We start from the raw sequence: 12,926 nt of genomic DNA on the forward strand, positions 1-12,926 counted from the left end.
GGCATCACCCCCTTAACAGACACGGCCCAGGTAATCGTCTGCAAATTGCCGGGCATAGGCTTCACTGGCAAATTTAATATCCACCCGTCCGTTTTTAAACAGTTTAAGCTGGCTGACTTTGCTGCAGGTTGAAAATTCAACGGTTTCAGAGCCAGAATGACGGTAGCCTAAAAGACTGTCGAAGCCATGGGGATAAAGTGAAAAATGCCCCGTCTCAAAATGTGCGATTCCTTTAAGGATCTCTTTTAAACTGCCATAAAGTTCCCATTCTCCGCTGCTGAACCAGTTTCGATAACAGCAGCCGCTTGTGAAACGCAGAACGCATTTCTTAATTTCAAATTCTGCTGTTTTATTTAGATAGCTCCATGCGGCATTATGGCATTTGTCCTTTAATTCGTAGAGAGCCTGTTCATAAAAGCCACGGCCATCCATCTGTTCAAAGATAAGGTTAACAATATCCTCATAATTGAGGGACAGAGCTAACATGTCTTTTTCGTATTGTTCCTCTGCTGCCGCCGTCCTTTGTGGACCAGAGGGATTCTGTGGAAGCAGTTTTTGTTCAATCGTATGTTCATCAATAGAGACATGATAATATCTGTTAAAATGAGTAACAAGATTAGCGATAAAACGGGAATGCAGCTTCATCATGTGCTCACTAATCTGTGTGGCGGAAATATCCAATCCGCCGCTGGTAGACAAATAGGGCGCATGGGAATCCACCTCCGAAAGTATCTCTTTTTGCCTCCCGCAGATATCCTCCCATATGTATTCCATTTCCTGAAAACAGGCCAGGGCGGTGCGGTAAGCCTTCTCGTGGGCTTCACAGAAGAGCCGGTCAGTCTCTGCCAGCCGGATCTCTGCTTTTACTGTGACAGCCTCAAACTTTGTTAAAATATCCAATCGGAACCTCCTTATGGTCGGTTGCTCTGCAAAATCCTGTAAAGCTCTGACACCAGCAGACGGTGGTTCTTTTCGTACTGTGGCAGAAATGGTCTTTGCAGATTGTAATTGTAGTACCGGAAGTACAGAAAAGAGAAAAGCCGTGGAAGATTCAATCTGCCACGGCTGAAACGTCAGGGAACCGGTCTGGCTGCCGTTCCCGGTCTGTCAGTGACTGTTCTTTACGCCGCCATTGCCAGGTTCACAGGAAGCATGGCGCTGGCTGCCCTTGGAAAAGGGGACAGTGACAGATGATACTCTGCTTTTGCCGTTTCAAAACACACAAAATCCTCTGTCTGTTCATGAATAGATACCACGGGCAGGGTATGGCAAATCTGTCCGCAGGCATAGAAAAAGGCGCTCTGTCCCACTGTGAGAGGGCGCAGAAGGCGTCCGCTCAAAACAATCTCTTTTTTGTTTTTTTTCATTCGTTCTGACCTCCAGTCTGCTTTTGGGCATTTGATTATTCATAGCATAAATCCATTAGTGTACCGCGTACATCTTCCAACAGCTTCTGGACCTGCTTCATGCTGGTCTTATGGCTGCGGGCAATCTCCCTGACGCCATAGCCATTGGATTTTAACCACACCATATCAAGCTGCTGCCTGGAGATTCGTCCGGCCAGATCATGCAGCAGAAGTTTAGCTTCCAGGTGCTCCATCAAATCATTTCGAGATGGAATACTGTGTTCCAGAGGCGGGCCGTCGGGGGATAAGCTCACATGGATACTTACCACCTCGGCATTGCGTTTCTGGCTGCGGTTGGCTTTGTAATGATTAAGCAGATCAACCCGCATACAATTCCATGCAATGGTGCCGAATTTATATTTTTTGAGACTGCCTTCCGTGAGATAGCGCCGGACTGCCCGAAGGTAGCCAAATATCACCACATCATAGAATTCATTTTCATCTAAATCATGAGCATTCAGAAAAGCATAAACAAGACCGTGATTTTCCGCGGCAAAATCCTTCTGTTCATCTGTTAATGGTATTTCAATCTTCATAATCCCTCCTAAAAAAGAAAGACACCCCCGGTCAAAAACCGGAGATGTCCCTTGTTGACTTATTAGACGTTATAACGCAGCTCATGAACCTTTAAGCGGGTAAGGCTTCCCGTTCCCCGTCAATGGCAGGCGTAATGATAAAATTAGCGCCTGTTTCGCCGGACAGTGTGTCTGCCGCAAGGTAATCACAGCCATCATCGCGCAGCTCCTCGGTAGCGGCGGCGCGCTGCTGCTGGATTCCCTTAACCTGTTCTTTAAAGCTGTCGGCATAAGCGCGTATCTGTGCCAGCTCCTCGCCGGTGAAATCATACAGGCGGCGGAAGGTAGCGACACTGTAATCATTTGTGCCGTTGTTCATCTTTTTAAGACCAATCTGTACCACGCTGCCAAAGGTTGCCCGGCGGCGGATTGCAAAGGACTGGTTTAAAAACTCACGGAACGGACTGATACTGGTGGGCGGAAGGGTTAGCTGAATCGGCATATATTCGCCGCTGCGAAGCAGGTAGAGAATACGCATATTCTTGCACGCCTTCCCTTTCCCGTTTGGGTCTGTGCCGAAACGGTTTAAGGCGCAGGCCGCGCAGGCGCCTCCCGGGTCGCCGATTCCCTGCTTGCCGTCCACAGACGAACAGAGCGGGGCGGTGTTATCGTCGTACTCGCTTCCCTCCGGCCAGTAGGCGCAGGTGCGTGATTGTGAAGAACGACGCCGACCAGCGGTTTTCGCATAGTCGGGTTTTCGGATCGTCGGACGGAAGTTCAAACCGAATGGTGCCGCCAGCCGGGATTTTAACCCGCTGAAAGCTCATCTGCAGACCGTCCATATCCTCTGCCAGTTCTTCAGAGCTGAACTCACTTTCTACCATGGCTGGCAGTACAAATTTTTCGTTTTCCATTAAAGCAGTCGTATTCTGGTTATACATATCGTTTTCCTCCTTTTGCAGCCGCTTTTAGGCGGCCATCTGGTTAATTTTGTTCCACTGTCTTGGCGGCATGGTTAAAATCTTATAGCCGATACTCTCCAGCGCTGTGGCTCTGTCATAGCTTTCCACATTCTGGCTGTGCCGGGTGACGGCGTTGGACAGCCCATAGAGGGTCAAATCGTTGCCCTCAATCAAATGCTGAAGAACGCCGGCGCTTTCATCTTCGGTAATATGGAAGTCCCGGCTTGTCAGCCTGACAATTTCGGGAACGTCCACCGTATTCATTTTGGCGGCGGTAGCGCCCCGCATAATGTCAATGACCTGGGAGAAACGGGCCTCCTCCACGGCGGCTTTTACCGTATCCTCAATCTTTTTTACAAAAGCATGATCTTCCGCGGCCAGAGTTTCCTCGGAATACAACTGAAAGTTCTCTTCTAGCGTATTGATTCTGCCCGTATGGTACTGGCGGGTTCTGGCGTCATTGACAACCATTCCGTTTTTACACACCAACCGGTAAACAAGAGGCTGTATATTCACGGAACCCTGTCCGACCTCGCTGTTTGAGATAATCAATCCGGCCTGGACGATATCGCCGGGGACAACCTCCGCTTCCAGCCGCGTGTTGACAATTTTCATATACATTCTGCTCTCTGTAATCTGACAGCTTTCAAAGTGGGCGCCCTCCATCTGACCGATGAGGGGAAGAACCACCTTGGCAATCTCCATGTTATCAATGCGCCGGTAACGGTTGCTTAAAAAAGCGCGCGCCGTGCCGCCGATTGTCCGGAGCATTCTCTTAGCCGGTTCCCGGTTAAACCAGGAATTGACATTCTCGGCCAGAAGCTCGGGGTAATCGGTCCGCATACGGTCATAGTAATCGGCGGGTATTTTTAAGTAGCTGCCTACCTGCCGGTGGGCGATGGAATTGACCTCAAAGGGTTCCAGCGCTTCCACATCATTGTCGTACATATGCAGGTATAGCTGGCCGCCGCTGGGTTCCAGCTTGAGGCTTCTGGTGTCCACCAGGTAATCCTCTTTAAGCTGGTTCTGCCGGGTTATTTCAGCCGCCATTTCCTGTAGGGAAATACCTTCTTTCATCTGTAACATTCACTCCTTTTTCGCAGACCAGGGTTACCAGGTGACTACAATGCTCTTTTCGGTTATCTCCGCCGCCAGACCATTGCGCTCAAACACTTTAACCAGCCGGGGCCAGTATGTCTTTTCCGGAAAGCCGGACAGATGTTCCTGCGCCACCTCCTCCCCATCCTGGAGGATACAGATATTGCCATCTTCCTGAAGGGTCAGCCTGTTATGTCCGCGCGAGTTTAAGTCGGCCATGAGCGCCTCAAGAACTCCGCGTCCCTGCACCTCATACCAGATTTGCGGGTCCACCGGCTGACGGTTGGGCGGCGTTTTGCTCTCTTCGTCCGGTATGGCTCCAATATGGGACAGGGGAACAATCTTCACCATGCTGCAGTCGATATTAGCCTGCTGATCCACAGTTACGTCCGCATGGTCGAAATCGGGAACGCCAAAAACACGGATACGCCCAATTCCACCATACACGGCAAGCCGTTCCGGTTCCTTTTCACACCAGGACCAGGTTACGTCCGGATAAGCGGTCCGCAGGTAGCTGGAAATGCGGTGGTTTACGTGGCAGAGCAGAAGGTGTTCCACCGGCGCCCCATCGGTCTTTTCCGGCACCTTGGGAGCAGAACTGTAAATACCTTCCGCATAAAGCCGTTTCAGCCGGTATTTGCGCTGCTGGCGTTTCTTTGCCTGACGCATATAGGGGAGCAGAAGAATTGCCACAATCCATAAGCCCCATATAGAAAATACACCTAACAGAAGCCATGTCTGCAGGCTGCCTCTTACCAGGGCCAGAATAGCGATTACAGCTCCCACAAGAATACTGATGCTGCCCCACAGGGCTTTGTCATTTTTCATTGATTCATTCATCCTCTCTCTTTGCAATTTTCTCTGGAAACAAAAAAAGAGGAACCGCACTAAGCTTTCAGTTTCATTCTGAAAAACTTAATGTGGTTCCTCTCAATGGGTCGGAGTTACAATCACTCCGGCAGGGCCTCGCGTTCACCGTCCAATACTTCCAGGGGTGGAAAGCTGTTGGCGCAGGCTGCTGTAACCTGTCCGTCCGGTAAACTCACGTCCGGGGGCTTTGGCTGCCAACTGGGCAAAAAGCCGCAGTTGTCCAGGAAAACCTTCAGACGCTTTGTCTTGACATCGCCGTTTTGGCTGGTGCAGTCCACCAGCTCCTGGGAGCCGGTGAGCCAGATCATGCTGCCCTTCTTGATTTTCAGGCGTATGAGCCGCAGAGCATCTTCTCCCCACGCCCAGACCTGATAGTAAACCGTCCTCTGTCCATTGCCATAGCCGATATGCTCGGCAAGGTCAAAACAGACGTAAGGGGTCTGTTTCTGGCTCTGCTTTAACTGCAAATCCGCAGTCACACAGCCAAATACGAAAACTTGTGCCATAACACTCCTTTCTGCCAAAGGCTTTTATATCTATATAAAAAGTGCCAGCAGACAAGACCGGCCGTAGAATGGCGCGGTAATACCACTGACACTTGATTACAAACTTGACAACGTGTGCAATGCGGGCTTCTGCCGCTATATGGAGCAAGGTCCATATTCCCCGCAGGGAGACGCACAAAAATCATTTACATTGCAAGTATAACACTATATATAGTATGTGTCAAGATATAGTAATCAATATATAGTATAAAATCTTTGGGCCTCCTACAACATACGGTATTCTATTCCTGCAACAGCCTGCCGACACATTCCACGGTGTCCACCACTTCTGAAAATTGCAGCTTTCCAATATAGGGATTCTCCGCGGCATAGTTATTCCAGAGTGACGTTAACGTCGGCTCCTCCCGGATATCCTGCACAATTTCCTTCCAGTCTGCCAGTTCCGCGGCAGAGCCGCGCTTTCTGGCTGTGTGGGCCACGGCCAGGCGCAGTACGTCGGCTCGGATTTCTTCGTTTCGCTCCCGATACAGGGTATGTAAATCATAAAAATCCCTTGCCCGTGTGGTTCCGATATTCCGGCGCAGGATAGTCTCATATTTTTCCGCCAGGATAGTCTCCAATGTGTAGGCCATAACCGGCACTGTCTTTTGCTCAAACAGGAAAGGGTAGTCATATTGGATCGCCGCAGGGGTGATTTCATCTCCGGTGGTTATATCAATCTTCATGGGGCTGTTAATTTTCCCGTACCGGGCTTCAATATGTACCCGGAAGTTGCGGTAAGCGTCGTCCTCCCGGATTGGTTCAATCCTTCGGAACGCAAATGTAATGCCGTCATCTACATCGAGGGACAGGATTTCCAGGATTACAGAGGTGATTTCCGTCTCCTCCATGGGGATTCCACGGACTGTCGTATCCATGTCGATGGTAGTGCGCTCGTCAATGCCGATCATGGAAGAAATCAACAGGCCGCCTTTTAATATGAAATTATTCCGGTAGCGCGAGACTGCCAGGCGCTCCAGGATTCGCTCAAATAAAAACATCTGCAGTACCTCCTGGGGGCGCAGGTTTTTCTGCGCTGCAATATTGCGGATTGCGCCTTTTAATTGTTCCGGTGTCTTCATGACAGTACCTCCATATATGTTCTGATTTTTTCTTCAATTCCAAATGTTTTTCCGTACTTTAACAGCCTGCGGCAATTTGCCCCGGCGCTGAAATAATCCTTGACGGCCTGGGTATAAAGCTGCATATCCATATCCTTTTTGTTCTGAATCAAATCGCAGAGACAGCGCTCCCTGTCATACAGGCGGATCAGGCCGCCCTGGGGCGAGGTGGTTTCTGTTATGCCGATATCGTATACGGCTTTTCCGGCATAGTGAAAACGCACCTGTGGATAATCCTTTTTCAAGGCGGACACATTTGTGCCCTGGGGAACCGTCATATCAATAAAATGCGGCGTCCGGTCGGACAGTCCCCAGAAGAAAAGCGCGGTTCCATAAGAAAATATGGCTTTTGTGCTTCTCCTCTGGAGCACGATATATTCGTCGGTCAGTTCCCCGCAAAGCGTGTACAGACCCTTGCGGATACGCGCCAGGCGGTTATCGTCCACATATTTTTTCAGCGCGGTGCGGTGGATTCCTAACTGTTCCACCTGCTTTGTGGACACAAACCCACCGCCGTCTGCCGCAAGTTCTTTTATTTTTAACCAGATATCGTCCATTCCCGGCACCTCCCGTCGTTTTACATTCATGCTTTAGATTATAAATTATTAAAGTATGAATGTAAAGAGCAGACTGCCCGTTTTGCCTTCTTTTTTTAATTTTTGATAGTGTCCCCCGATTCTTCCGAGTTTATGTGATTCATAAAGCGGTAATAATCGTCCAACAGGTAAAATTCATACTTCCGTTCCTCCGGTTTTCTGTATCTGAAGGTTAGTCCGTAAATGTTTCCGGTTCCGTCAAGTCCCAGCGGCCCCAGCCAGCAGGTCATAACATGTCCGTTGCGATACCAGAGCCGGATATCACAAAACTCTTTTTCCGTTACCAAGCCTTTGGACACGAGCCTGCGGACCGCGTCATCATCTAAGGGCGGATAAGTCAAAAAATGCCGGTAAAGGTCATCTGGAAGTCCCAGAGCCTGCTGATAGGTATGCGGCTTATACAAGAGAACCCTCCTTTCATTGGTATCTATACAGGAAATAGGACGAAGCCTATTCTTTTTCTGCATTGTCTTCCGATAATTTTTCATATCCGAGAAACGCGTTGGTTGACAGCACGGTATCCAGATAGTCATTTCCAAGGACCGGGCGGTGTTCCCTTTGAAAATAAAAGCGGTATTGAGCCCCGGTCTGTACGGCGGCCTGACCGCTTAAAAGCAGGGTGTGCTCTTTGCCAGACAGATCGGTAACACAAATCCGCCTGTATCTTCGGAGCGGCGACAGGGTGACAGAGGTACAGGTTCCTGACACGGCCGCATATGTCTCCCCACGGATAATATGCCACAGGGAGACGCAGCGGAACAGGCAGCAGATGAATATAACGCCGCCCATGGCGAGAAGCACGGAGTCGGCGGAAACCATGTAAACCACAAGGCTGACAAGCACGCTGGAAAGTCCGGCCAAAAGAGTCAGGCACATTCTTCTTTTCAACACATAGGGACAGCGATTCCATTGTTCCATCATGTTACATCCTTTCAAAAATAATTTGCTGACGCAGGTACAGGTTTGCGATTGCCAGGATTACCGGCTTGCTGCTGGCGCTGGATTTGACCAGATAGGCGATATTGTCGCTGGTGGTGTCCCGGTCATCATAGAGCTTGTCCAGAACGCTTTCCTCATTGGGCAGCCTGCGAATCCCCTTTTCCATACATTTGATGATTTCCGCCGTAGACATCAGCGTCTGACCCGCAAGGCGCATGACCTGCATTTCCTGGGGGGTCCGCCTGTCTCCGCGAAGAAGCCTGCGCGCCATGGAGACAGGCACATCTTTTATCAGTATCAGCTTTAAAAAGGAAAATAGCCGGAGAGGAAAGCTGCCTGTAGCCGGAATGATATACATGGCGCTCAACAGGTCGTATAAAGCGTCATAATCAGTCTCGCCGCTTCCGGAGATTAGCAGGCCCCGGATCAGCAGACGGTCCACGCAGTCACTCCATGTACGGTCTGACGTAAAGCTGTAATCCAGAACAGCCTTCCCGTAAAGCTCCCCGATTTCTTCCCTTTTGATAATCCGCCAGTTCAGGCTGGTCCAGACCAGCATTTCCTGTAAGTCAACCATGTAATCCTTTCCGCCCAGCACAATAACCGGATAGGACTTCCCCGGGCCGCCGGTTCTTTTTTCCAGACGGCCCACGGCGGTAAATAATGTTCTTAGTGTCATAGTGAATACCTCCTTTATCTGTTCCTTACGGTTTAAACACGGGATTTTCAACAGGCTATCAGATGCAGTCCAAAAATTCCTGGTCTTTCCGCAGTTTCTCCACAGACCGGGAGATCCAGGCTCCCACATGAGAGGGCGGAACACCATACATCTGTGCAATTTCTTTAATACGATTGCCTTTGATTTTCAATTCCAGAGCCTCGATTCCTAACCGCGCGATTCCGCTGTAATCCTGCTTTCTGGACTCCAGCAGCGAAAGCGTCTCCATCATGGAGATATGCGCTCTGAATTTATCAACCTGATGTACCACCGAGCCATCGGCAAGCAGCTCCCCGTGTTCCCCAAACTCCAGACGGCTGAAGTGACGCTGTTTTTCACACATTCCCCGGCAGTAGGAGAACAGCCCGTTTTGAACCACTTTTTTGGCATAGGTGGGAAACTGGGATAATGACGCGTCGTAGGAGACCGCGGCCCGGCACAGCCAGATACAGCCTTCCTGGAATAAGTCATCATAATTAAAGCCATAGATTCTCTCGTTGACATGGATATTGGATATAATTACCCAATGGACAACGGACATATGGTCTGCTACCAGACACCGCTGTTCATCTGTCAGAACGGTTTCTTTTCTCATGAACGCCGCCTCCCTTCACGCTGCCCGGGTCCGGGAAGTTTCCAGCGCCTGATTGCAGAGATTGATGGTCCTGTCACACATATACTCCGAGAACATGCCGATATGGGTATCCTTCTCGCTAAGTCCCAGCTTTGCCTGCAGCCAGACATAGGCTTCCCACTTTTCCATATGGCATTGCCGCTGCAGGGCGTCCAGAGACTGGTGGGCCAGAATCCGCTTGCGGCGCAGCTCCTTATTAGCCGGCGTTCCCAGAGGGCTTCGGTCCTTTTTGTGGGTGCCGACATAGGAATCACAGGCCGGCCATCTGGAACAGATATACAGGTATGAATTTTTTGTTTTACCGGATCTGCCATATACAACGCTGGCTGGCCGGCAAGTGGCGTAGGCCCCGCAATAGGGGCATCTGATTCGTTGCTTCCGCTTCATAACGATTACCTCCTGATTACTCGCCGTTTACGGCGGGATTACGTTTATCAGGACAGTTTTAGGCCGGACGTCAGCGGCCTGCCTCCTGGTAAAGCTGCAGGAGCGGACAGCTGGAATCCGAGAGCGTATGCCATTCGATATACCGGGAGAAAACGGCCTCAAAGGTCTTTCTCACTAACGTGCCCCGGCACTCTGACGGTTCTATCGACTCGCCGGTAAACTGCCTGACGATTTCCACAGGCATTATGATCAGGCTCCCGTCCGCGTCCGCAGCCATGAGAAAGCCTTCACATAGCGGGTCTTGTCCATAGGGGCAGGGAGTACAGCCGCACATGACATACAGTGTATTTCTCCAGTTGCCTCTGGTTGCCCGCATAAAGGAATAAAACTTACAATGGTTTTGATTCAATGCCTTCACCTCCATTACCGCACATTGCGAAAAGTAAAATTAAAAAAGGGGGTCAGCGCCAATTTTTTGCGCTGACCCCCAATGTATCGTTATCCGAATAATGCCTCAATCTCCCTTGTGATTCTGGGAATCACCGTGTCGTTGAAAATCAAGGTCAGAGCCGCCAGCAGGAGAGCGCCCAGCACCACGGCTATGATAATCTTCACAGCATCGCTGATATAAAAATCACCGCGCTGGTTGGAAAGCGCGGCGCGGGTGTTTAATATAAGACGGGTTGCGGTTCTGTTTAATTTTAAAATCATTCTTTTCATGGTAATACCTCCTGAATTTTATTGTATTGTTATGTGGTGTGATTCTTTACTCTGTTAAATTGTTTGTCCCAAAGCGCCGGAAACCTCCGGTTATCCGAAAAATGCGCCGAGGGAGCTTAAAACCTCCGTACAAAGGACAACAAGATAGATAATCATAATACATATGAGCATCATCATGGAATACCGCTGAATCTTCTTAGGACGTTTGGCAGCTTCCTTTTTCAGATTGTTTTGCTCAATCTGCCTCATATCGAAGCAGATCATCTTGAAGTACATGCGCTGGTCATCACCGCGCAGCACGCCCACCAGACCTCTGATAATATCCGAGAGCATAGGACTTCCGATTCTGGTCTCAAAGTGCAGCAGCGCGTTTTCATAGTTGGAGGTCATCATGTCCGCGATAGTCTGGTCCAATTCTAATCCGAAATCCCTGCCTGCCACACGGCGGTAGGAAGTCAGGATTTTCAGCACATCACGGTCATTCTCCAGATTTTGCCCAATCGTCAGGGCAAAGCGGGGAATCTCCGCTTCTATGAGCTTTTGCCGCTTCCTGACATAATCAAAGGCCGCATAATAGGTGGAGAACCAGAGCGCCACGGCCAGCCCAATTAAAAGCGGCGCCATAAGCGGCATCACAAAAGCCACAGGGAACGAGCAAAGACCTGCCGCGCCGGCGGTTACCCAGGCTTTTGCGGTATAGACCTCCGGCGTCAGCTCCAGCCCGGCTATGGTGAGGGCCGATTGCAGCTTATTGCGCTTCAGCCTGTCAAGCTTCAAAAAGGGGGCCAGCAGCCCTGCGATTTTTGTCAGATAGACTTCGGCCAGCCGCTCACCCTTCACGCCCTGCTGTTTCCGGACCATCAGCATTGTGCGGGAGGTTTTTCCGGTGGGGACGTCCGCAAACGCACAGGTCAGATGATAGACAGCAAAACCAAACAGTATAATAGCCATAAGTGCTAACAGTGTCATGCGCCGTCACCTCCATATTCAATCGGTTTGCTTAGCTTCATAATCTGTGTCAGGGCAAACAGGATAATTGCCGCGCAGATGGCAAGGGCAATCTTACCCGGGGTTGTAAAGATCAGGGTGTGAAACCAGTCCTTATTGAGGAAATACAACAGAGGTATATTGGCAATTACCAGAAACATCATAGTGACTGCCTCGCGCCGCGGTCCCTGCATCATGGCTTCCAGCTCCGACTGTACGATACGGACATCACTGAACTTTTGGGCGATGGTAGGCAGCGTGTTTTTCATGGAGCGGTCGGACTGACACTGGATTAAAATATTGCACCATTCATGGAATACCCGGTTGGGAATCTTCATTTTCAAGCTGTTAATAGCGCTGGTAGTGTTTGCGTTAATCAATCTGGCCTCGCAGACAAATGCCTCGAAGTTAGCTCTCACCGGTTCATTGATATAGGGCAGGTTTTCCTGTACAGACCGGATGATATCCTCCGTGCGCAGGTACGAGGTCGTGATGATGGAAATTGCTGTTTCCAGTTCCTCGTTTAAATGCTTTTTATAACTGGCAGACGTGCTGTGCAGATACCACACCGGCAGCAGGGAGAAGCCGATTCCCATAATGGGAACCATGTATACGTTGCCAATCAGTAGCGCCAGCACCGCGCCCACCGCGAACAGGATCAGGGTCAGCCTTTTAAGGGCTTCAAAGCGGTCGGTCCTGCCCGTATCTTTTAAAATCCGTTTGATTTCGTAGTCCTGGTTAAAAAAGCCCTTAGCCGGAGTGCCCAGGAGTACATTCAGTTCATCACTTAACGTAGCCGCCCGGCGCCGGGATAAGAATACAGCATCCATAAAATCTCCGGGACGGACCCCAAACAGCGCCAGGAGACCGGCGCTGATAAGGGCAAAGCAAATAATATAAATCCACTGCAATTAATTCACCTCCTCCGTGAATTCAGCCAGTTCTTTATGTGAAATTCCGTTATCCAGCAGCCGCTTTTTCAGACTGTCGGAAATGGCGTTTATTTTCCTGTGATGTCCCACCACGCGGGTTTCCCCGTCTTCCCGGGTTACATTGTCCACCACCTCATATTTATAAAGAGAACGGTAGAGCAGCTTCCCGTCCTGATAGTCCTCTCCCTCGATAATTTCCATAATCTTCCGGGAACGGTCCTCAAGCTGTTTTGTAAAGACAACCACAGGATAGGCTTCCACCATGATCTGCATGAGCACAGAATCGTCCATGCTGTATTTCCGCTTTGCAAGGGTCATCATGCGCCGGTATGTGCTGTTGCAGGAGTTGGAATGTATTGTAGTGCAGACCGTGTGGCCGGTCCGTGAGCTTTCCGCCGCCGACAGGCTCTCGGCGGCAGACCGCATTTCCCCCACGCCGATTACGTCCGGGTGCTTTCGCAGAACGCGTTCCAGAAGAAAATCCTGGTTGATGTTC

Annotated in this window: 19 protein-coding genes; all 19 read right to left on the minus strand. The window is 50.1% G+C overall.

Going from position 1 to position 12,926, the window contains the following annotated elements; all coding sequences use genetic code 11:
• Nucleotides 1–12 precede the first annotated feature (12 nt).
• Entirely contained in the window at nucleotides 13–900 is an 888-nt protein-coding gene (locus tag ACLTD4_RS08915) for a hypothetical protein (RefSeq protein ID WP_412313708.1), read from the minus strand.
• A 221-nt stretch (nucleotides 901–1,121) separates the two neighbouring features.
• A complete protein-coding gene (locus ACLTD4_RS08920) occupies nucleotides 1,122–1,367 on the minus strand; it encodes a hypothetical protein (RefSeq protein WP_412313707.1) in 246 nt (81 codons plus the stop codon).
• Between the two features lie 35 nt (nucleotides 1,368–1,402).
• Entirely contained in the window at nucleotides 1,403–1,942 is a 540-nt protein-coding gene (locus ACLTD4_RS08925; RefSeq protein WP_412313706.1) for a sigma-70 family RNA polymerase sigma factor, read from the minus strand.
• Nucleotides 1,943–2,033: 91 nt separating this feature from the next.
• The gene (locus tag ACLTD4_RS08930) at nucleotides 2,034–2,702 is read right to left on the minus strand and encodes a hypothetical protein (RefSeq protein ID WP_412331245.1); all 669 of its coding nucleotides are present in this window, start codon (nucleotides 2,700–2,702) and stop codon (nucleotides 2,034–2,036) included.
• A 187-nt stretch (nucleotides 2,703–2,889) separates the two neighbouring features.
• Nucleotides 2,890–3,960, minus strand: a complete 1,071-nt coding sequence (locus ACLTD4_RS08935) for a DUF932 domain-containing protein (protein ID WP_412313704.1) — start codon at nucleotides 3,958–3,960, stop codon at nucleotides 2,890–2,892.
• Nucleotides 3,961–3,993: 33 nt separating this feature from the next.
• The gene (locus tag ACLTD4_RS08940; RefSeq protein ID WP_412313703.1) at nucleotides 3,994–4,809 is read right to left on the minus strand and encodes a hypothetical protein; all 816 of its coding nucleotides are present in this window, start codon (nucleotides 4,807–4,809) and stop codon (nucleotides 3,994–3,996) included.
• A gap of 122 nt (nucleotides 4,810–4,931) precedes the next feature.
• Nucleotides 4,932–5,357 (minus strand): single-stranded DNA-binding protein, encoded by a 426-nt coding sequence (locus ACLTD4_RS08945; protein WP_117622533.1) that lies wholly within the window; start codon nucleotides 5,355–5,357, stop codon nucleotides 4,932–4,934.
• 281 nt (nucleotides 5,358–5,638) lie between these two features.
• Nucleotides 5,639–6,478, minus strand: coding sequence for a nucleotidyl transferase AbiEii/AbiGii toxin family protein (locus ACLTD4_RS08950; RefSeq protein WP_117622534.1), 840 nt, complete (start codon nucleotides 6,476–6,478; stop codon nucleotides 5,639–5,641).
• Nucleotides 6,475–7,074, minus strand: coding sequence for a type IV toxin-antitoxin system AbiEi family antitoxin domain-containing protein (locus tag ACLTD4_RS08955; RefSeq protein WP_412313702.1), 600 nt, complete (start codon nucleotides 7,072–7,074; stop codon nucleotides 6,475–6,477). Before ACLTD4_RS08955 ends, ACLTD4_RS08950 begins: the two co-directional genes overlap by 4 nt.
• 95 nt (nucleotides 7,075–7,169) lie before the next feature.
• The gene (locus tag ACLTD4_RS08960; RefSeq protein WP_412313701.1) at nucleotides 7,170–7,517 is read right to left on the minus strand and encodes a hypothetical protein; all 348 of its coding nucleotides are present in this window, start codon (nucleotides 7,515–7,517) and stop codon (nucleotides 7,170–7,172) included.
• A gap of 46 nt (nucleotides 7,518–7,563) precedes the next feature.
• On the minus strand, nucleotides 7,564–8,034 hold the full coding sequence (locus ACLTD4_RS08965) for a hypothetical protein (protein ID WP_412313700.1): 471 nt from the start codon (nucleotides 8,032–8,034) through the stop codon (nucleotides 7,564–7,566).
• Between the two features lies 1 nt (nucleotide 8,035).
• Nucleotides 8,036–8,731: a hypothetical protein gene (locus ACLTD4_RS08970; protein WP_412313699.1), complete on the minus strand. Its 696-nt coding sequence runs from the start codon at nucleotides 8,729–8,731 to the stop codon at nucleotides 8,036–8,038.
• Between the two features lie 58 nt (nucleotides 8,732–8,789).
• Nucleotides 8,790–9,365: a sigma-70 family RNA polymerase sigma factor gene (locus ACLTD4_RS08975; RefSeq protein ID WP_117622537.1), complete on the minus strand. Its 576-nt coding sequence runs from the start codon at nucleotides 9,363–9,365 to the stop codon at nucleotides 8,790–8,792.
• Nucleotides 9,366–9,380: 15 nt separating this feature from the next.
• Nucleotides 9,381–9,791, minus strand: coding sequence for a zinc-finger-containing protein (locus ACLTD4_RS08980; protein ID WP_412313698.1), 411 nt, complete (start codon nucleotides 9,789–9,791; stop codon nucleotides 9,381–9,383).
• Nucleotides 9,792–9,861: 70 nt separating this feature from the next.
• On the minus strand, nucleotides 9,862–10,200 hold the full coding sequence (locus tag ACLTD4_RS08985) for a hypothetical protein (protein WP_412313697.1): 339 nt from the start codon (nucleotides 10,198–10,200) through the stop codon (nucleotides 9,862–9,864).
• An 89-nt stretch (nucleotides 10,201–10,289) separates the two neighbouring features.
• Complete coding sequence (locus ACLTD4_RS08990; RefSeq protein WP_117622540.1) at nucleotides 10,290–10,511, minus strand: DUF6133 family protein; 222 nt, start codon at nucleotides 10,509–10,511, stop codon at nucleotides 10,290–10,292.
• Between the two features lie 90 nt (nucleotides 10,512–10,601).
• Nucleotides 10,602–11,480 (minus strand): hypothetical protein, encoded by an 879-nt coding sequence (locus tag ACLTD4_RS08995; RefSeq protein WP_412313696.1) that lies wholly within the window; start codon nucleotides 11,478–11,480, stop codon nucleotides 10,602–10,604.
• Nucleotides 11,477–12,409, minus strand: coding sequence for a type II secretion system F family protein (locus ACLTD4_RS09000; protein WP_412313695.1), 933 nt, complete (start codon nucleotides 12,407–12,409; stop codon nucleotides 11,477–11,479). Before ACLTD4_RS09000 ends, ACLTD4_RS08995 begins: the two co-directional genes overlap by 4 nt.
• The coding region (locus ACLTD4_RS09005; RefSeq protein ID WP_412331246.1) for an ATPase, T2SS/T4P/T4SS family at nucleotides 12,410–12,926 on the minus strand (517 nt) is incomplete at its 5' end.

The organism is Hungatella sp., assembly GCF_046966825.1.

Coding starts and splice junctions, on each gene's coding strand:
- ACLTD4_RS08920 (WP_412313707.1), bottom strand. CDS start 1,367: ATGAAAAAAAACAAAAAAGAGATTGTTTTGAGCGGACGCCTTCTGCGC.
- ACLTD4_RS08925 (WP_412313706.1), bottom strand. CDS start 1,942: ATGAAGATTGAAATACCATTAACAGATGAACAGAAGGATTTTGCCGCG.
- ACLTD4_RS08935 (WP_412313704.1), bottom strand. CDS start 3,960: ATGAAAGAAGGTATTTCCCTACAGGAAATGGCGGCTGAAATAACCCGG.
- ACLTD4_RS08940 (WP_412313703.1), bottom strand. CDS start 4,809: ATGAAAAATGACAAAGCCCTGTGGGGCAGCATCAGTATTCTTGTGGGA.
- ACLTD4_RS08945 (WP_117622533.1), bottom strand. CDS start 5,357: ATGGCACAAGTTTTCGTATTTGGCTGTGTGACTGCGGATTTGCAGTTA.
- ACLTD4_RS08950 (WP_117622534.1), bottom strand. CDS start 6,478: ATGAAGACACCGGAACAATTAAAAGGCGCAATCCGCAATATTGCAGCG.
- ACLTD4_RS08955 (WP_412313702.1), bottom strand. CDS start 7,074: ATGGACGATATCTGGTTAAAAATAAAAGAACTTGCGGCAGACGGCGGT.
- ACLTD4_RS08965 (WP_412313700.1), bottom strand. CDS start 8,034: ATGATGGAACAATGGAATCGCTGTCCCTATGTGTTGAAAAGAAGAATG.
- ACLTD4_RS08970 (WP_412313699.1), bottom strand. CDS start 8,731: ATGACACTAAGAACATTATTTACCGCCGTGGGCCGTCTGGAAAAAAGA.
- ACLTD4_RS08975 (WP_117622537.1), bottom strand. CDS start 9,365: ATGAGAAAAGAAACCGTTCTGACAGATGAACAGCGGTGTCTGGTAGCA.
- ACLTD4_RS08980 (WP_412313698.1), bottom strand. CDS start 9,791: ATGAAGCGGAAGCAACGAATCAGATGCCCCTATTGCGGGGCCTACGCC.
- ACLTD4_RS08990 (WP_117622540.1), bottom strand. CDS start 10,511: ATGAAAAGAATGATTTTAAAATTAAACAGAACCGCAACCCGTCTTATA.
- ACLTD4_RS08995 (WP_412313696.1), bottom strand. CDS start 11,480: ATGACACTGTTAGCACTTATGGCTATTATACTGTTTGGTTTTGCTGTC.